We start from the raw sequence: 17,264 nt of genomic DNA on the forward strand, positions 1-17,264 counted from the left end.
CGGCCCCCTCACCTGCCGGCAGGTGAGAGGAGCGGGCGGCCCCCCTCACCACCGAAGGGCGGGCCTTCTCAGCCGGCCCCGTGGCACTCGCGGTACGAACGCCCCGAACCGCACCAGCACGCCGCGCTGCGCGCCGGGGGCCAGGGGACGGCGCGGCCGCGGGCCGCCAGCGTCGTGGCGTACTGGGGGAGCAGGTCGGGGTCGGACGGGGACGCGGCCTCCGAGGCTGCGAACGCCTCGTAGGAGGGGACCGTGCCCGTCACGATGCCGAGGTTGGGCGTGCCGGCCGCATGGAGATCCCGCAACGCCGCCTCCAGGCGTGCCAGATGGTCCTCGTGGGAGAGGTACTCCTGGGCCAGCTCCGGGTAGGCGGCGAGGAGTTCGCGCAGCTCGTCCTCGGGCCAGTGCAGCACCGCGACGGGGAACGGGCGGGACAGCGCGTTGCGGTAGGTGCCCAGTTCGGCGCGGAGCCGGTTGATCTCCGCCTGCAGCTCGCTCGGATCCGAGGATCCGAGGGACCACAGACGCTTCGGGTCGTGCAGCTCGTCGAGGGGGACGGCGGCCGTGTGCAGCGTGTCGGCCAGCTCGTCCCACGCGTCGTGGGCGACGCCCATCAGCCTGCGCACCCGGTGCCGTCCGATCAGCAGCGACTGGGTGGCGTACGGGACTTCCTCGCCCGGCGCGAGGAGCAGCGTCAGAGCGGTCGAGAAGAAGTCGTGGGCCGCCTCCAGCTCGTCGTGCGCCTCGAGCGTCTCGGCGGCGATCTCCCACGGTGCCGCGTCGAGCGGGCCGGCGGTGCGGATTCCGTCGATGATCGCGCGGGCCTCCGCCTCGTGGCCGTACTCCCAGAGGTTGGATGCTTTGAGTGCTTTGACCCGGTGCGGGTGCTCGATGGCGATATCGGCGGAGCCGAGCAGTTCGTCGTAGAGAGTGCTCGCACGGGCGCGCTCTCCGGCGAGCTCCAGATGGGCCGCGGCCTGGAGGAACAGCGGTTCGTGGTCCTCGGGATACTGCGCCGCGGTGCGCAGCAGGCGCTCGGCTTCGGTGATGTGGTCGGCAGGCGTGTCGGGGCGCATGGCCACACGGTACTGCGGGACGGGGGTGAGGTGAGAGAGAGCGGGCCGGAGCGCTGATGAAGGCCGGAGGGCGGTGGGGCGAACACGCGGCCCGAGGCCCGGGCGCGACGGGGGGAACACTCAGCGCTGCCGCAGGAGCAGGACGCCCGCCGTGGCCACGAGTGCCATGCCGGCGGACAGCAGCACCGCCCCGTCGGCGCCCGCCGTGGTCGGCGCCACCGCGATCGTCACGGCCACACCGGCGGAGGAGCCGAGGTAGCGCGCGGTGTTGTTGGCGCCGGATCCCATGGCCGCCCGCTCCGGCGGCACGGACTCGACCGCGAGGCGGGGCAGAGCCGCGTTGATCAGGCCGCTGCCGGCGCCGGCCACGATCAGAGCCGGGACGAGACGCGCCCACACCGATGCCTCCGCGCCGCCCGGTGTGCCGGTCAGGGTCCCCAGCATGGGCAGTACCGCCACCGCGTGGAGCGCGAAGCCTGCCGCCAGCTGGTGCCGGGCCGTGACCCGGCCGGTCAGCCGCCGCGACTGCAGGGCCACGACGAACGACGTACCGGACCAGAGCAGGAACAGCCAGGCCGAGTCGAGCGCGGACAGCGAGAGCGCGTGCTGGAGCAGGGTCGGCAGATAGCTGAACAGGCCGATCACCGAGAGCCCGGTGAACAGGCCGCCCACCGCAGCCGCGAGGAAGGGGCGGCTGCGGAAGAGGGACAGATCGATCAGCGGTGCCGCCGCGTGGCGCTCCACCACGGCGAACACGGCGGTCAGCGCGAGCGCCGCGAGCAGCAGCAGACCGACCGGCGCGCGCAGCCAGCCGTCCCTGCCGAGCGTCAGTGCGGTCAGGAGCGCGGTCATCGCCAGGCCGAGCACGGCGGCGCCCGCCACGTCGGGGCGGCCGGCGCGGGGTGCGCGGGACTCCGTGAGCGCGCGGAGGGCGAAGACCCCCGTGACGAGGGCACCGAGGCCCAGGGCGAGATACGTCAGCCGCCAGTCGAGGGTGCCGAGTGAGCTCGAGAGCAGCGGGCCGAGCGCGATCCCGGCGCTCACGGACGCGCCCCACACCCCCATCGCCTTGATCCGTGCGTGGCCGACCGGATACGCGCCGACCAGCAGGCCGAGGCTGGTGGCCAGGATCGCCGCACTCGCGGCGCCCTGGCCCGCCCGGGTGAGGGTGAAGCCGAGGGTGCTGGTGGTGAGGGCGCCGAGCGCGGTGGTCACGCCCAGACCGAGGGTGCCTATGAGGAAGAGCCTGCGGCGGCCGTAGTCGTCGGCGAGGCTGCCCGCGACCAGCAGCAGCACGGCGAGACCGAGCGGCGCCCCGTTGAGCAGCCACGCCTGGGCGGCGGGCGGAGTGGCAAAGGCGGCGGAGAGAGCGGGGAGTGCCGCCATCGGCGCGGTGTAGTTCATCAGCGCGACGGCGGTGGCGGCGCTCGTGACGGCGAGCGTCGCGCCGGGCCGGTGCGGCGGACGGAGTCGGACAGGCCGTGGCGCGGGGGCCGTGGCGGTCTGCACGGGCTGCTGGGTCATGACGTCCCTCCGGGGATCGGCCCGCCTGGGATCGATCCAGGTTCATGGCCGAAGGTTCGTTGAATGAACCTACTGAGGCGCATCACGCTAGCACGGGTAAGTTCATTCACCGAACCTACGGAGTAAAGTGATACCCATGGCTCTCGGCAAGGACTACGCGGCACAGCAGTGCTCGATCGCCCGCGCACTCGAAGTGATCGGGGAGCGCTGGACCCTGCTCGTCGTGCGCGACGCCTTCTACGGCGTACGCCGCTACAACGACTTCCTCGGCCACCTCGGCATCCCGCGCGCCGTCCTGGCCTCCCGCCTCCAGGCGCTCACCGAGGCCGGGGTCCTGGCCAGGCAGCGCTACCAGGAGTCGCCCCCGCGCGACGAATACGTCCTCACCGACAGCGGCAAGGCCCTCTGGCCCACCCTGCGCTCCCTCGGCCTCTGGGGCCGCGAGCACATCGAGGGCACGGCCCCCATGCGCTTCTTCTTCCACGCCACGTGCGGCACCGAGCTCGGGGCGTTCGGACAGTGCACGGCCTGCGGCAACGTCGCCGTACCGCTCGAGGACGTGGAGATGCGGCCCGGTACCGGACTCGACCCCGACCCGGAGGACCACGTGAGCCGCGCGCTGCTCGCCCCCCGTCGGCTCCTTCAGCCGCTGGACGCGGATCGTGTATAACGGCTGAAGGACACGATCGAGCGGAAAGCGAAGGGGGAGGGCAAGTGAACGACGACATGAACCGCGTACGCCGAGCGGTCGCCCGCCTCTTCCGCCCCGCCGCCTTCCTCGTCCTGTTCCTCACCGAGGTACTCCTCGCCGAAGGCGGCAGCCTCTCCGCCGCCGTCGCGCTCGCCGCCACCGCGGCCGCCGGCTCGGCGCTCCTCGTCTGCTCCGTCATCAGCGCCCGCTGTGCCGCGCCCGTACCCCGTACGAGAGTGCGCACCGCCATGCGCGACCGCGAGAAGCGCACCGCGTTCCTCCCGCAGCGGGACCCCGACGCCCGGGGACGCACCAGGCCCCGAGCGCCCGGGGCCGCCCTCCTGACGGCCGCGTAGAGGGCACACCTTCCACGATCTTCTGCGCGGGTCGTCCTGCCGAGTTCCTTAGGCCGACGAGACCCCCGGAGGGCTCACCCATGTCCGCATTCATGTCCGCTTTCGCGAGCCTGGTAGGCGCATTCGCCGACCTGCTCCAGCCCCTCTTCCAGAGCGCGTCCACCGCCGCCGCGATCGTCCTCTTCACCGCCCTCGTGCGGCTCGCCGTCCACCCCCTCTCGCGGGCGGCGGCGCGCGGGCAGAGGGCCCGCACCAAGCTCCAGCCGCAGATCGCCGAACTGCGCAAGAAGCACAGCAAGAACCCCGACCGGATGCAGAAGGCGCTCATGGAGCTCCACGCGAAGGAGAAGGTCTCACCCCTCTCCGGCTGCCTGCCGAGCCTGCTCCAGATGCCCGCCTTCTTCCTGCTCTACCACCTCTTCTCCAGCCAGAAGATCGGCGGCGACCCGAACTCGCTGCTCGGCCACGAGCTCTTCGGTGCCCCGCTCGGCGAACGCTGGCACGACGCGCTCGCCGAGGGCGGGCCCTTCGGCGGGCAGGGGCTGGTCTACCTCGCGCTCTTCGTGATCGTCGCCGCCGTCGCCACCTTCAACTACGGCCGCACCAAGCGGCAGATGGCCGCGAACCCCATGACGCCGGCCACCGGACCGGACGGACAGCCCGTACCCGGCATGGGCGCGATGACGAAGGTCATGCCGCTGATGTCCTTCCTGACCCTCGTCTCCGTCGCCTACGTACCGCTCGCGGCGGCTCTGTACATCGTCACGAGCACCACCTGGACCGCCATCGAGCGCGCCTACCTCTACCGGGAGGCCCCGGCGCCCGAGGCCGCCGTCGCGCCCGCCGTCTGAGTGGTCCGGGTCCAGTGTGTGAACAGGGTCTTGCGGAGTGATCCGATGTCTTGGAGGATCAGCCAAGCCTTTCGCTGGCCGCAACCCATCGACGGGCTCGATCTCGACCAAGGGGAGATGGACCGTTGAAGCTTCTTCGAGTGGGTACGGCGGGCTCGGAAGGCCCCGCGCTGCTTGACCGTAACGGGACCTTGCGTGACCTTTCGGGCCTCGTCACCGACATCGACGGCGAGCTCCTCGCCGACGCCTCCGCGCTGGCCCGCGTCCGCGAGGCGGCCCAGACGCCCGACGTCCTGCCCCCGCTCGACGCGAACGGCCTCCGGGTCGGACCGCCCCTCGGGCGGATCGGCAAGATCGTGTGCATCGGGCTGAACTACCACGACCACGCCGCCGAGACCGGGGCGGCGATCCCGGACGAGCCGATCCTGTTCTTCAAGGCCCCCGACACCGTCGTCGGCCCCGAGGACACCGTGCTCGTGCCGCGCCGCAGCCGGAAGACGGACTGGGAGGTCGAGCTCGCCGTCGTGATCGGCCGCACCGCCCGCTACCTGGACTCCGCGGAGGAGGCGCTCGGGCACGTCGCCGGATACGCGACCTCGCACGACGTCTCCGAGCGGGAATTCCAGATCGAGCGCGGCGGCACCTGGGACAAGGGCAAGAACTGCGAGACCTTCAACCCGCTGGGCCCCTGGCTCGTCACCGCGGACGAGGTGCCCGACCCGCAGGCGCTGGGGCTGAAGCTGTGGGTCAACGGGGAGCTGAAGCAGGACGGCACGACGGCCGAGCAGATCTTCCCGGTCGGTGAGGTCGTGCGCTATCTGAGCCACTTCATGACGCTCTACCCGGGCGACGTCATCAACACCGGCACCCCCGCGGGCGTGGCCATGGGCCGGCCGGAGCCGAAGCCGTACCTCAGGGCGGGGGACGTGGTGGAGCTCGAGATCGAAGGGCTCGGACGCCAGCGCCAGGAGCTCAAGGACGCGTAGCGCGGCACGGCCGCCGGGACCACCCGGCGGCCGCACCGCTGTCAGAACGCCTGGGGCACACCGCTGTCAGGTGCTTCAGCCCTGGGGGCGCGTCGTGAACTGCTCCAGGGCCTGCACCACCAGCGCGTGGTCCTCGGCCTGCGGCAGACCCGACACCGTGACCGAGCCGATCACGCCCGCGCCCTCCACGGCGATCGGGAACGAGCCGCCGTGCGCGGCATACGTGTCCAGGTCCAGCCGCGAGGACTCCTCGAACGTCGTGCCCTTCGCCCGGAAACGCGTACCGACGAGGTACGAGCTCTCCCCGTACCGCTCCACGACCCTCCGCTTACGGTCGATCCAGGCGTCGTTGTCCGCGCTCGAACCCGGCAGCGCCGCATGGAACAGCTGCTGGCCGCCCCGCCGGATGTCGATCGCGACCGGGGCATGCCGCTCACGGGCCAGCGCGACCAGCAGACCGCCCAGCGCGTACGCGTCGTCGTAGCCGAAACGCGGCAGCGTCAGACGCCGCTCCTGCGCGATCAGCTCGGAGATGGTCGGAACACCGGTGCTCATGCGTGACGCTCCTCGTCGTGGTGGGGAAGAAGGGTCACGGACACGCCCTCGCGGGCCGAGCGCCGCGCCGCCTCCAGGACATCCAGCGCGGCGGCGGCCTGCAGCGCCGTCACCGGGTTCTCGCCCCCGCCGCACAGGGCGGAGGCCACAGCGGCGTAGTACGCGGGGTAGTCACCCGGCAGCGTACGGACCGGGTCGCCGCCGCCGGTCAGTGGAGACTCGCCCGAACCGACCCGGCCCCACAGCTCCACGGGCTCCTCGCCCCACGGCTCGCCCGCCGTCGGACGCGCGCCCTCACGCAGAGCGGCCTCCTGCGGGTCCAGGCCGTACTTCACATAGCCCGCCTTCGAGCCGAGCACCCGGAAGCGCGGGCCGAGCTGCGCCGTGGTGGCGCTCGCGTACAGGTGCGAGCGCACCCCGTTGGTGTGCGTGATCGCGATGAAGGTGTCGTCGTCGGCCGCCGCGCCCGGGCGGCGTACGTCGGACTCCGCGTACACCTGCACCGCCGGGCCGAACAGTGTGAGCGCCTGGTCGACGACATGGCTGCCCAGGTCGAACAGCAGCCCGCCGATCTCCTCCGGGTCGCCCGACTCGCGCCAGCCGCCCTTCAGCTGCGGACGCCACCGCTCGAAGCGGGACTCGAAACGCTGCACCTCACCGAGCTCACCGTCCTCGATCAGACCGGCCAGCGTGAGGAAGTCGTTGTCCCAGCGGCGGTTCTGGAAGACCGAGAGCAGCAGCCCCCGCTCCGCCGCCAGCGCGGCCAGCTCGCGGGCCTCGGCGGCCGTACCGGCGAGCGGCTTGTCCACGACCACCGGAAGCCCCGCCTCCAGTGCCGCCCTCGCGAGCGGGACATGGGTCTTGTTCGGCGAGGCGATCACGATCAGGTCCAGCTCGTCCGCGCGCGGCCACAGCTCGTCGGGCGAGGCCGCCAGCCGCACGCCGGGGAACTCGGCGCGGGCCTGCGCCTGCCGCTCCTCGTTCGACGTGACGACCGTGTCGAGGACAAGGCCCTCGGTCGCGGAGACCAGCGGGGCGTGGAAGACGGAACCCGCCAGGCCGTAGCCGACGAGCCCGACGCGGAGAGGAGCGTTGGCAGTCATGCAATCCACTTAAGCAACGCTGTTGCCAAAGTGCAAGCGATGGAGACAATGGTGCGGTGAACAGGAGCAACAGCAGGAGGGGCGGCGGGGCGAATCTGCCGGCCCTGCGCCACCACAACGCGTCGCTCGTCCTCGACCTGCTCCGCGTGGCCGGTGAGCAGGGCATCAGCCGGCTGGAGCTCGCCGAGCGCACCGGACTCACACCGCAGGCCGTCAGCAAGATCACCGCCAGACTCCGGGCGGAGGGCCTCGCCGCCGAAGCGGGCCGGCTCGCCTCCACCGGCGGCAAGCCCCGCACCGTCCTGCGCCTCGTCCCGGACGCCGGATACGCCGTCGGTCTCCATCTGGACCGCGACGAACTCACCGCCGTCCTGGCCGACCTCGCCGGCACCACGGTCGCGACCCGCACCTTCCCGCTCGACCTCGGAGCCCCGGCCGCCGAGGTCCTCGCCACGGCCGCCCACGCGGTGCAGACGGTACGGGAAGAGGCCCCCCGGACCGCGCCCCGGCAGGTCTTCGGCGTGGGCGCCGCCCTGCCGGGCCCGCTGGACCACCGCAGCGGGGTGCTGCACCGGGTCACCGGCTTCCCCCAGTGGGACGGCTACCCGCTGCGCGACGCGCTCGCCGAGCACACCGGGCTGCCCGTCGTCGTCGACAAGGACACCAACGCCGCCGCCCTCGGCCTCGCGCTGCGTGAACGCGCCGAGGCCGACTTCGCCTACCTCCACCTGGGCACCGGCCTCGGCGCCGGTCTCGTCCTCGGAGGGGCCGTGCACCGCGGAGCCCGTACCGGCGCCGGGGAATTCGGCCACCAGACCCTCCAGCTGGACGGCCCCCGGTGCGGCTGCGGCGGGCGCGGCTGCATCGAGGCGCTCTGTCTGACCGCCGACGCCCGCGGCGACATCGCCGAGGCGGCCCGGGTCCTCGGAGCGGGCGCCGCCAACCTCGTCGGGCTGCTCGACATCGACCGGGTCGTCCTCGGAGGCCGCACCGTCGCCGCCCACGAGGACGCCTATGTGAGCGGGGTCCGCGCCGTCATCGAGGAGCGCGCGCGGCGGGAGGGCGTCACCGCCGCCGTACCCGTCACCGTGGCGGGCGGCGGCGACCGACCCGTCGCCGAGGGAGCGGCCCAGCTGGTCCTCGCCCCGCTCTTCGGCCGGGCCGGAGAAGACGGCGGCGAGCGGGTCTGAGCGCGGCCCGCCACCACGGGGGCGGGGCCGATCGAGCGGAACATGACGCCCGAACGGGCGGTGTACGCCGCCCAGCGGTGGCGGCCCCTCGCGCGCGCGTGGCAGCGTCGCGGACGATGACCGACCGGTCCGGGACCTGAACCACGGCCGTACGTCCGGCCGCGCGTGGCAGCGCCGCCGACACAGCAGGTGGCCCTCCGCCCCGGCCGTTCGCGAGCAGCGAAGGGTGACCCACCATGTCCACCAGACCCCCCGCACGACTGCGCGACGGCCGTGCCCTCACCCGACTCGGACTGGCCGCCGGGCTGGTCGTCCCGGCCGGTCTCCTCGGCGTCCCGGCCGCCATCGCCATCCCGGTCACCGCCCCCGCGGCGACCGGCACCGTGGCCGTCGCGGGCACGGCGCTTCCCGCCTGCGGTGATCCGGACGGCGAGGACTTCCCCATCGAGACACGGATCCACGGCGGCCCCGGCACCTATGCCTCCGGCGGCGGCTACGGGACCTGGTACCTCGACCTCACCAACACGACCTCGGAGTCGTGCCACTCCATCCACCCCGTCCTGGTGCTCACCGACGAGGACCGGACGCTGACGGCCGAACAGATCCAGCTGGAGTTCACCGAGCGGGCACACCCCGACGAGGAGCACCGGGTGAGCTGGGAGTCCACCGACCGCGACGAGCAGATCGGCGTCTTCGGCGGCGGGGAGCAGGACGACGACTTCCCCGGCTTCACCGTCCCCGCCAAGAAGACCGTCACGGTCCAGGTCCGGATGGCGTTCACCTCCGACACCCGGCCCGGCAAGGTCACCGCCCACGCCGCCATCGTGCAGCGGCGCAGCGCCCAGGACGACGCCGAGCAGGCCGGCACCGACGGGGACTGGGTAGGGGAGTCGGCCGCCTACTCCTTCGTCATCGTCGACGGCGGGCTCGAGGCGCCCGAGGACACCGGGACGACGATGGACGCGGAGGGCGACCCCGTGCCCGAACTCGCCCGCACCGGCCAGGCCCGCGCTCGCTGGGCGGGTGCCGCGTCCGGGACGCTCCTCCTCGCCGGAGCCGTCGCCATGATCTACTCCAGGCGCCTGCGCGGAGGCCACCGCTGATCCGGTGCCGCAGTTCTCTGTGATCAACCGGTTCCGTCCGGCGGAACGGGCAGCCTAAAATCGAGGCGTCGGCGCTGCACAACGCGGTGCCGCCGGCGTCCAGCACCCCGAGTGCACAGTACGTACGGCAGGAGCCCGTCACATGGCAGAGCGCAAGCCGATCGAATCCTGGCTGACCGACATGGACGGTGTCCTCATCCACGAGGGCACGCCCATCCCCGGGGCCGACGCCTTCATCAAGCGGCTGCGGGATTCCGGACTGCCGTTCCTGGTCCTCACCAACAACTCCATCTACACCGCCCGTGACCTGCACGCGCGCCTGAAGCGCATGGGCCTGGACGTGCCCGTGGAGAACATCTGGACCTCCGCCCTGGCCACCGCCCAGTTCCTGGACGACCAGCGTCCGCGAGGCACGGCGTACGTCATCGGCGAGGCCGGACTCACCACCGCGCTGCACGACATCGGCTACGTCCTCACCGACCACGAGCCCGATTACGTCGTCCTGGGAGAAACCCGGACCTACAGCTTCGAGGCGCTCACCAAGGCGATCCGGCTGATCAACGGCGGCGCCCGCTTCATCTGCACCAACCCGGACGAGACCGGCCCGTCCGCCGAGGGCCCGCTGCCCGCGACCGGTTCGGTCGCCGCGCTGATCACCAAGGCCACCGGCAAGGCGCCGTACTTCGCGGGCAAGCCCAACCCGCTGATGATGCGGACCGGGCTCAACGCCATCGGCGCCCACTCCGAGACCTCCGCCATGATCGGCGACCGGATGGACACCGACGTGCTCGCCGGCCTGGAAGCGGGGATGCAGACCTTCCTGGTCCTCACCGGCCTGACCACGGAGGCCGACATGGACCGTTACCCCTTCCGGCCCTCCACGGTCGTCGACTCCATCGCGGACCTCGTCGACCTGGTCGACCTGCCCATGCCGTAACCCGACCGGGCTACAGCGGATGCGGGATGCCGCCCCACGCGTGAACCTTCCATCAGGAGGTTTACGATGCGTTCACTGCCCCTCACGTTCTGTGCCGCATTGGCGGCCGGGACGATAGCCCTTCCCGCGTCCGCCGCACTGGCCGATTCGAAAGCCGATGACCCCAGGGACGAGAAGCGTTCGGGAACGGTCTCGGTCAGCCCGTCCCGTGTCTCCCCCGGCGGGGAGGTGGAGCTCCGGGTCGACGTCTGCGGCAAGGACAGGTCGGCCCGGGGCAATTCCGAAGCCTTCGCTTCCGAAGCGCGCTTCGAGCCGGCCGACGGCAAGGGCCTCGTCGCCCAGGCCCGGATCCGCTCCGACGCCGCACCCGACGACTACGAGGTCTGGGTGACCTGCAAGGACGGCCACGGCAAGGCCACCGGCACGGTCACCGGCACGGTCACCGTCGTCCATCACGGCCGCCCCTCGCCCATCGCTCCCGTACGGGCCGGTGGCGGAGGCGCCGCGCTGCTCGCCGAGGAGGCCGCGGCCGATGAGGGCCCCGGCACCCGGCACGCGGTGATCGGTCTCGGACTCGGAGCGGTCGCCGCCGTCGCCGTCGCGTTCCGCAGCACCCGACGCCGCCGCCCGGCGCAGCACTGACATGACCACCACGGACCGCCCCGCCGGAACCGGACGCCTGCTCACCGGTGTCGCGTGGGCCGTACTCCTGCTGGGACTGTGGCTGTGGGGCCGCGCGGCCACCGCCGGGAACTCGGCCCCCACGACCGGTGACGTCGCGGCGGTCGGACGCCCCCTCGGCGTCCCGCTGCCCGCGGCCCACGACCCGCTCGACGGGGCCGCGCCACAGCGGGTCGAGATCCCCTCCATCGGGATCGACGCGAGCATCGTGCGGCGCGGGCTGGACGGCGAAGGGGCGATCGAGCCACCGCCGTTCGCGACGCCGAAGGCCGTCGGCTGGTATGCCGACGGCACCGAACCCGGCACCGAAGGCGCCGCGATCTTCGTCGGCCACGTCGACACCGAGACGAAGCCGGCCGTCTTCTACGGACTCAGCGCGGCCCGGCCGGGCGAGAAGGTCCGGGTGAGCCGGTCCGACGGGAAGATCGCCGAATTCACCATCGACGACGTCCAGGTCTTCACCCGGGAACGCTTCGACGCCCAGAAGGCGTACGGGCCGCGTGAGGACGGGCGGGCCGAGCTCCGGCTGATCACCTGCGGCGGTACGTACGACCACAAGTCCCATGCGTACACGGCCAATGTGGTCGTCTCCGCGTACCTGACGGCGGAGAAGAGCGCCGACAGGAGCACGGAGGAGAGCGCGGAGGCGAGCGGCGCGAGGAGCGCGGCGAGGGGCGGCGACGACAGCCGCGCCTGAAGTGCCCCCGGCAGGACAACCTGGCCCGGTCGGCGTCCGCTCCCCCTCGGAGCCGCCGGCCGGGCCGGTCCTCTACCGCGCTGCCCGGGCCGCGGGAGTGGCCCGGGCACGACGCGGGAGGTCGGGTCGTTCGTACTGACACGACACTGTAGGCCGACGACGTCTGGCGCCCGGAGTGTTTTTGGCAGGATGTCCGGATCCGGGCGGGAGCGTCCGGGGCCCGGATCGCTGTGCCAGGATGGATGCGAGCGGCAGTACATCAGTACAAGGGGGATTGGATGTACGGCAGTTACACCGGACTGAGGGTGAGTGCGGCAGCCGGGACGGTCGCGGTTCTGCTGCTGGCCGGGTGTTCCTCGTCCGACGACGGTGGGAAGGGCGGACCGGCCGCGGTCGACCAGCAGCCCGAGAGAGGCGATCCGTACTGGGTCAATCCCGACGGGAACGCCGCGCAGCAGGTCGCCGCCTATACGAAGGACGGCGAGAAGAGGAACGCCGAGCTGATCCGGAAGATCGCGGAGCAGCCCGTGGGGGAGTGGATCAGCCCGGAGAATCCGCAGGAGGCGGCGAAGGGCTTCACCGAGGCGGCCGAGCGGGCCGGCCGGGACGCCCTGCTCGTCCTGTACAACATCCCGCACCGGGACTGCGGCCAGTTCTCGAAGGGTGGCGCCGCGGACGGGGACGAGTACCGCGCCTGGCTGGACAGTGTCGCGAAGGGCATCGGCGACCGCCGGGCCACGGTGATCCTGGAACCGGACGCCCTGCTGCACCTGGTCGACGGGTGCACCCCGCAGGAGTTCCACGAGGAGCGGTACGACCTGCTCAAGGGCGCGATCGAGCGCCTCAAGCAACAGCCGGACACCACGGTGTACGTGGACGCGGGGAACGCGGGATGGCAGACGCCCGACGCGCTGTTCGAGCCCTTGCAACGGGCGGGGATCGCGGCGGCCGACGGCTTCGCGGTGAACGTGTCCAACTTCCAGACGACGGCGGCCAGTACGGACTTCGGCAAGCGGCTCTCGGCGAAGGTGGGCGGCAAGCCGTTCGTGATCGACACCAGTCGTAACGGCAACGGCCCGTACGACGGGGGCGACCCCGCGGAGAACTGGTGCAACCCGCCCGGCCGTGCTCTCGGCGAGCCTCCGACGACGGAGACGGGTGAAGAGCTGGTCGACGCGTATCTGTGGGTCAAGCGTCCGGGGGAGTCGGACGGTGACTGCAAGGGCGGGCCGAAGGCCGGGGACTGGTGGCCGGAGTACGCGCTGGGGCTGGCCCGCGCCACGAAGTAGGCGGGGCCGCCGGGGGCGGGGGCGGCATATCTGGGTGGTGCGGAACCCCGAGAAGCTCCGTCCCTGGCCGAACCCACAGAACACCGCTCAGTGAATCTCCACCCACGTGCCCTCCGACGGCGTGCCGTCGGCGTCGGTGACGAAGAGCATGTACCAGCCGGACGGGACCAGGGCCCGGTTCTTCGGCACGGTCACGGTGATGCTGTCGGCGGACTTCTTCAGATCCAGGGCTATCGACCGCTGATCCGTGTCCGTGACGTGCGTGACGGCGCTCGGACGCATCAGCTTCGCCGAGGTGATCGACGAGGCGTGCTGGGTCGTGAACAGCCCCGTGCCGCCACGGGATATGCGCTTGGGTCCCGCGGTCAGCTCCGGACGTCCGTCGCGGTACAGATACGGCGGCGTGTAGATCTCGATGCGCTGCTCGAACGTGCCGGGCCGCGTGTTCGCCTGGTCCGCGTACAACGAGTCGGAGCCGAAGATCATGACCCGGCCGTCGGGGAGGAGCACGGAACCCGAGTGGTAGTTGCGCCCCACCGCAGGGTCCGCGACCCGCTGGTAGGTGTCCGACTTCGCGTCGTACAGCCTGGCCTGAAGGATGTCCGAACCGCCGCGTCCCCGGTAGTCGTCGGAGCCGCCGGTGACCAGGAGGGAGTCGTCCGGGAGCAGGGAGGCGCTCGGGTAGCGGGTGCCCTCGGAGAGGCTGGCGCCGTCCGTGAAGCGCGGGTCGTCCTTCGTCAGGTCGACCAGCCGTGACTTCTCGCTGGACTTGTCGGACTCACCGACTCCGCCCCCGCCGATCACCATGTACTTCTCGTCCTGGGCGGGGGACAGCCGTACGGTCGCGGAAGTCTCCATCATGTCCGGGTCGCTGAGCCCGGGGATCTTCGTGAAGGTGTTGGACTCCAGGTCCCAGACGCCCGGGTCGCGGCCCACGTCGGCGGGTCCGTAGCCGGCGTTGGAGCCGGAGTAGAAGAGCTTGCCGTTGTTCATGAGGAAGACGGCGGGATAGGTGGGGAACTTCCGGACGATGCCGGTGTACTCCCACTTCTTGGTCTCCGGGTCGTAGACCTCGTCCTTGCCCGGCACGATCTGCCCGATCTCGTCCAGCCCGGACAGGGAGAGGACCTTGCCGTCCTCCAGGGTGGTGAGCGTGGGGTACCAGCGGGCCTCGTTCATCGGGTCGACGCTGATGTACTTCTCGGCCACCGGGTCGAATTCGTAGGCTTCCTTGATGCCCTGGAAGTCCTTCTTGTCGAGGGCCAGCTTCTGCGCGATCCCGTAGACGTTGCGGGCGTCGGAGCCCGAGAGGCCCGAGATCCGGTAGTTGTCCTCGGTGCCCGTCTCGTATCTCGTCCCGGACTTCTGCGCCTCGACGTAGATCCGGCCGAGTCCCGGTTCGTTCCGCAGGAACGCGCCGGTCTCCTTGTCGAAGACCTTGGTGGCCTTCTCCACCAGCACCGGGTCCTTGGAGACGAACGTCTTGCCGTTGCCCTTGCCGGTGAAGCGGGTGCCCGCGGGGACGGTGACCGGCTTGTCCGGGTCCTCGTTGTGGACGATCATCAGCCCGCCGGCCTTGGTGACATCGCCTTCGAGCTTCTCGTACTGCTTCGTGCCGCCGGCTATGAGGAGCTTCCCGTCCGGCAGTTGGGTGTGCCCGGCGCAGAACATGTCCTTCGGCGTGGGGATGTTCTTGTAGGTGTTCCCCTCCGGGTCCCACAGCACCGAACGGAAGCTCTTCGCGTCGAAGTTCTTCTGGTTGTTGCCGGAGCCCGCGACGAGCAGCACCTTGCCGGTGTGCAGCAGCGCCGCGTGGATCGTGTTGATCCGGAATTCGGACGGGACGTCGAGGAAGTCCCAGTGGCCGTTCTCCGCCTTGTAGTCCTGCTTGTTGATGGCGTAGGCGTGGTAGTGCTCGGTGCCGAAGCGGTACAGCCAGGGCCCGTTCGCCCCCGCGAGCGCCAGAACCACCGCCGTACCGATCGCCAGGCGGCGGGTACGGCGGCTCGGACGGTACTTCATTGGTTACGTCCCCCAAGGGCGATCTGCATGGTGTCTTCGTTGCTCGCCCAGGAGGGCTCGGCCGGAGGCGCGGGCTCGGGCGCGGCTGGTCCGCCGCGGGGCTTCCTGCGCTCGGCGCGGACCGTGTACCGCCAGCCGAAGATCGGCGCGGCGGTGATCAGCAGTGCCAGGCAGGCCCAGGTGAGCATCGCCGGGTGGCTGTGCCCGAGGACGAAGGACGCGGCGATCGAACCGCCGAAGACCAGGATGAAGAAGAGGTGGATGCGGAAGGTGCCGAAGAGGGTGTCCGGGCTGGACGAGTCGCCCTTGGGCGTCACCACGAACGAGCTCTTGCGGCGCAGCACCGCGTCCATCAGGGAGCGGGCGTAGATCGGCGCGGAGAGCGCGGACATCACCATGCCGGCGAGGCCACCGGAGCCCTCGGGCTCGTGCGGCGAGACGTTGTGGCGGCGGTTCCAGATGTAGAGGCCGATCTGGAGCGCCGAGGCGTTGCCGTACAGCATCATCCAGATGACCGGGTCGATCTGGACGCCGGAGGCGCCCATGCCGAGGAACAGTGCGCAGCTCAGGGCGGCGAGGATCCAGTTCATGGCCGACATCGGATAGAAGATGATCATCATCGTGTAGTTGAAGAGCTTGCCCGCCGGGAGCGAGAACCAGCCCTTCCAGTACTGCTTGAGGATCGTCTCGTAGGTGCCCCGGGACCAGCGCAGCTGCTGGGTGAAGAAGTCCGTCCACGCGGTCGGTCCCTCGCCGACGGCCAGGACGTCGGGGGTGTAGACCGAGCGCCACTTCCGGCCGGTGAGCGGGTTGCGGTGGCGGTGGATCTCGAAGCCGGTGGCCATGTCCTCGGTGATCGAGTCGTAGAGGCCGCCGATCTGCTTGAGGGCCGAGATCCGCACGGCGTTGCTCGTGCCGACGAACATCGGGGAGCCGTAGCGGTTGCCCGCGCGCTGGATCAGCGCGTGGAAGAGGAACTGCTGGGACTCGGCGGCCTTCGTCACGAAGGTGTCGTAGTTGCCGTAGACCTGCGGCCCGATGACGAAGCCGATGTCCGGGTCGCGGAAGTAACCGAGCATCCGCTCCAGGTAGTTGGGCAGCGGTACGTGGTCGGTGTCGACGGAGGCGAAGAAGTCGTACGCGTCACCGTGGGCGTCGAGCCAGGCGTTGTAGTTGCCGTGCTTCGTCTTCGCCCGGTGCGGGCCCTTGGCCTGGTTCCAGTGGGCGACGCCCTTGCGGGAGAAGTGGTGCACGCCGAGCCGGGCGCAGACCTCCTTCACGGCGGGGTCGTCACCCTCGTCGAGAAGCCAGACGTGCATCAGTCCGCGGTGCCGGATGCGCACGGCTGCCTCGAGCGTCTTCGTCACCATCTCCAGGGGTTCCTTGCCCGGGACGAAGGAGGTGAGGAAGGCGACTCTCGTACCGCTCTCCGGTATGACCGGGACCGGGTCGCGGGCCACCAGCGTGGCGTGCGCGTTCGACAGGACGTTCATCGTGCGGAAGAGCTCGATGAGGCCGATCGACACCAGCATCACGATGTCGAGGACGAGCAGGGTGTCGTTTTGGAGGTTCGGGTCGCGTTCCGTCCAGTGCTCGGGCTGCATGAGCCATGCGAAGAGACCCAGCGAGACGAGCGGCGCGGCACCCAGCAGCAGGGCCGCGCGTATGCGGTGGGTCTCCTGCGAGAGGAGCGAGCGGTAGCGGACCGTATACGGCCGGCCGGGGTCGGGCTGGGTCAGAGGCCCGGCGAGCCGACTGTAGTGCTCGTAGTCGTAGCGCGGCAGGGCTTTCTTCGCCTGCCGTCTCGGTCTCCCGGCGCGCAGCTGCGAAGGCAGCCGCAGCTGAACCGTCCGGGAAGGGTCGTCGTTGTGCTGCCGGTCGCCTGGCGGCGTCGACGTCATGGTCATCCCCCCGCACGCAGCAACTCTGCGTGATTTCTACCTGTGCGTACGTCAGCGGGGTCCCCACCCCGCGAGAAAGCCGATACGTGTTCCCCCGGCCATGAGATCCGTGGATCCCTCGGACGACACCAGGTCAGGTTGTCCGATACGCGGCGTGAACGCAAGGGCGAAACAGGCTGTTTACCAGCCATACGTGCGATTTGAGTGAATACCGTGAAGGAGGCGCACAGGGGTGGCGAAAGGCGCCTCGGGGGCGCTTCCGCGCCGGAAGGGGAATGAGCGAGGCCCCCTCACACTCGGTG

The 17,264-nt window shown here is 71.0% G+C and carries 16 protein-coding genes; 10 read left to right on the forward strand and 6 right to left on the reverse strand.

Features of this window, described 5'->3' with window-relative positions; translation table 11 throughout:
• Positions 1-68: 68 nt before the first annotated feature.
• Both ACFWFI_RS07520 and ACFWFI_RS07525 read right to left on the reverse strand, forming a co-directional pair.
• Entirely contained in the window at positions 69-1,076 is a 1,008-nt protein-coding gene (locus ACFWFI_RS07520; RefSeq protein ID WP_387386725.1) for an SEC-C domain-containing protein, read from the reverse strand.
• 120 nt (positions 1,077-1,196) lie between these two features.
• Entirely contained in the window at positions 1,197-2,600 is a 1,404-nt protein-coding gene (locus tag ACFWFI_RS07525; protein WP_387386727.1) for an MFS transporter, read from the reverse strand.
• Between the two features lie 136 nt (positions 2,601-2,736).
• Here ACFWFI_RS07525 and ACFWFI_RS07530 point away from each other — a divergent pair, with 136 nt between their 5' ends.
• The 4 genes from ACFWFI_RS07530 to ACFWFI_RS07545 all read left to right on the forward strand — a co-directional run bounded on the left by ACFWFI_RS07530 (position 2,737) and on the right by ACFWFI_RS07545 (position 5,484).
• Positions 2,737-3,270 carry a winged helix-turn-helix transcriptional regulator gene (locus ACFWFI_RS07530; RefSeq protein ID WP_387386729.1) on the forward strand — a complete coding sequence of 178 codons (534 nt, stop codon included), beginning with the start codon at positions 2,737-2,739 and terminating at the stop codon, positions 3,268-3,270.
• A 56-nt stretch (positions 3,271-3,326) separates the two neighbouring features.
• On the forward strand, positions 3,327-3,647 hold the full coding sequence (locus ACFWFI_RS07535; RefSeq protein WP_387386763.1) for a DUF6412 domain-containing protein: 321 nt from the start codon (positions 3,327-3,329) through the stop codon (positions 3,645-3,647).
• 80 nt (positions 3,648-3,727) lie between these two features.
• On the forward strand, positions 3,728-4,498 hold the full coding sequence (locus ACFWFI_RS07540; protein ID WP_387386731.1) for a YidC/Oxa1 family membrane protein insertase: 771 nt from the start codon (positions 3,728-3,730) through the stop codon (positions 4,496-4,498).
• 125 nt (positions 4,499-4,623) lie between these two features.
• A complete protein-coding gene (locus tag ACFWFI_RS07545) occupies positions 4,624-5,484 on the forward strand; it encodes a fumarylacetoacetate hydrolase family protein (RefSeq protein WP_387386733.1) in 861 nt (286 codons plus the stop codon).
• A gap of 75 nt (positions 5,485-5,559) precedes the next feature.
• Here the strand turns inward: ACFWFI_RS07545 and ACFWFI_RS07550 are convergent, their stop codons facing one another.
• Together ACFWFI_RS07550 and ACFWFI_RS07555 are read right to left on the reverse strand one after the other, a co-directional pair.
• Positions 5,560-6,039, reverse strand: a complete 480-nt coding sequence (locus ACFWFI_RS07550; RefSeq protein ID WP_387386736.1) for a heme-degrading domain-containing protein — start codon at positions 6,037-6,039, stop codon at positions 5,560-5,562.
• Positions 6,036-7,142, reverse strand: coding sequence for a Gfo/Idh/MocA family oxidoreductase (locus ACFWFI_RS07555; protein ID WP_387386739.1), 1,107 nt, complete (start codon positions 7,140-7,142; stop codon positions 6,036-6,038). The genes ACFWFI_RS07550 and ACFWFI_RS07555 overlap by 4 nt, the downstream gene beginning before the upstream one ends.
• Positions 7,143-7,198: 56 nt before the next feature.
• Here ACFWFI_RS07555 and ACFWFI_RS07560 point away from each other — a divergent pair, with 56 nt between their 5' ends.
• The 6 genes from ACFWFI_RS07560 to ACFWFI_RS07585 all read left to right on the forward strand — a co-directional run bounded on the left by ACFWFI_RS07560 (position 7,199) and on the right by ACFWFI_RS07585 (position 13,039).
• Positions 7,199-8,332: an ROK family transcriptional regulator gene (locus ACFWFI_RS07560; RefSeq protein WP_387386742.1), complete on the forward strand. Its 1,134-nt coding sequence runs from the start codon at positions 7,199-7,201 to the stop codon at positions 8,330-8,332.
• Between the two features lie 236 nt (positions 8,333-8,568).
• On the forward strand, positions 8,569-9,435 hold the full coding sequence (locus ACFWFI_RS07565; RefSeq protein ID WP_387386744.1) for a hypothetical protein: 867 nt from the start codon (positions 8,569-8,571) through the stop codon (positions 9,433-9,435).
• 142 nt (positions 9,436-9,577) lie between these two features.
• Positions 9,578-10,372: an HAD-IIA family hydrolase gene (locus tag ACFWFI_RS07570; protein WP_014156087.1), complete on the forward strand. Its 795-nt coding sequence runs from the start codon at positions 9,578-9,580 to the stop codon at positions 10,370-10,372.
• Positions 10,373-10,438: 66 nt separating this feature from the next.
• On the forward strand, positions 10,439-11,014 hold the full coding sequence (locus ACFWFI_RS07575) for a hypothetical protein (protein ID WP_387386747.1): 576 nt from the start codon (positions 10,439-10,441) through the stop codon (positions 11,012-11,014).
• 1 nt (position 11,015) lies between these two features.
• Positions 11,016-11,750, forward strand: a complete 735-nt coding sequence (locus tag ACFWFI_RS07580; protein WP_387386749.1) for a class F sortase — start codon at positions 11,016-11,018, stop codon at positions 11,748-11,750.
• Positions 11,751-12,028: 278 nt separating this feature from the next.
• Entirely contained in the window at positions 12,029-13,039 is a 1,011-nt protein-coding gene (locus ACFWFI_RS07585) for a glycoside hydrolase family 6 protein (protein ID WP_387386752.1), read from the forward strand.
• A gap of 87 nt (positions 13,040-13,126) precedes the next feature.
• Here the strand turns inward: ACFWFI_RS07585 and ACFWFI_RS07590 are convergent, their stop codons facing one another.
• Both ACFWFI_RS07590 and ACFWFI_RS07595 read right to left on the reverse strand, forming a co-directional pair.
• Complete coding sequence (locus tag ACFWFI_RS07590; protein ID WP_387386754.1) at positions 13,127-15,061, reverse strand: radical copper oxidase GlxA; 1,935 nt, start codon at positions 15,059-15,061, stop codon at positions 13,127-13,129.
• On the reverse strand, positions 15,058-16,962 hold the full coding sequence (locus ACFWFI_RS07595; protein WP_387386757.1) for a glycosyltransferase family 2 protein: 1,905 nt from the start codon (positions 16,960-16,962) through the stop codon (positions 15,058-15,060). Before ACFWFI_RS07595 ends, ACFWFI_RS07590 begins: the two co-directional genes overlap by 4 nt.
• Positions 16,963-17,264: the final 302 nt, after the last annotated feature.

The organism is Streptomyces sp. NPDC060209, from assembly GCF_042728155.1.
GTDB lineage: Bacteria > Actinomycetota > Actinomycetes > Streptomycetales > Streptomycetaceae > Streptomyces.

Bases quoted from the DNA above. Each gene is read 5' to 3' on its own strand.
- ACFWFI_RS07520 (WP_387386725.1), bottom strand. From the start codon at position 1,076: ATGCGCCCCGACACGCCTGCCGACCACATCACCGAAGCCGAGCGCCTG.
- ACFWFI_RS07525 (WP_387386727.1), bottom strand. From the start codon at position 2,600: ATGACCCAGCAGCCCGTGCAGACCGCCACGGCCCCCGCGCCACGGCCT.
- ACFWFI_RS07530 (WP_387386729.1), top strand. From the start codon at position 2,737: ATGGCTCTCGGCAAGGACTACGCGGCACAGCAGTGCTCGATCGCCCGC.
- ACFWFI_RS07535 (WP_387386763.1), top strand. From the start codon at position 3,327: ATGAACCGCGTACGCCGAGCGGTCGCCCGCCTCTTCCGCCCCGCCGCC.
- ACFWFI_RS07540 (WP_387386731.1), top strand. From the start codon at position 3,728: ATGTCCGCATTCATGTCCGCTTTCGCGAGCCTGGTAGGCGCATTCGCC.
- ACFWFI_RS07550 (WP_387386736.1), bottom strand. From the start codon at position 6,039: ATGAGCACCGGTGTTCCGACCATCTCCGAGCTGATCGCGCAGGAGCGG.
- ACFWFI_RS07555 (WP_387386739.1), bottom strand. From the start codon at position 7,142: ATGACTGCCAACGCTCCTCTCCGCGTCGGGCTCGTCGGCTACGGCCTG.
- ACFWFI_RS07565 (WP_387386744.1), top strand. From the start codon at position 8,569: ATGTCCACCAGACCCCCCGCACGACTGCGCGACGGCCGTGCCCTCACC.
- ACFWFI_RS07570 (WP_014156087.1), top strand. From the start codon at position 9,578: ATGGCAGAGCGCAAGCCGATCGAATCCTGGCTGACCGACATGGACGGT.
- ACFWFI_RS07575 (WP_387386747.1), top strand. From the start codon at position 10,439: ATGCGTTCACTGCCCCTCACGTTCTGTGCCGCATTGGCGGCCGGGACG.
- ACFWFI_RS07580 (WP_387386749.1), top strand. From the start codon at position 11,016: ATGACCACCACGGACCGCCCCGCCGGAACCGGACGCCTGCTCACCGGT.
- ACFWFI_RS07585 (WP_387386752.1), top strand. From the start codon at position 12,029: ATGTACGGCAGTTACACCGGACTGAGGGTGAGTGCGGCAGCCGGGACG.
- ACFWFI_RS07590 (WP_387386754.1), bottom strand. From the start codon at position 15,061: ATGAAGTACCGTCCGAGCCGCCGTACCCGCCGCCTGGCGATCGGTACG.
- ACFWFI_RS07595 (WP_387386757.1), bottom strand. From the start codon at position 16,962: ATGACGTCGACGCCGCCAGGCGACCGGCAGCACAACGACGACCCTTCC.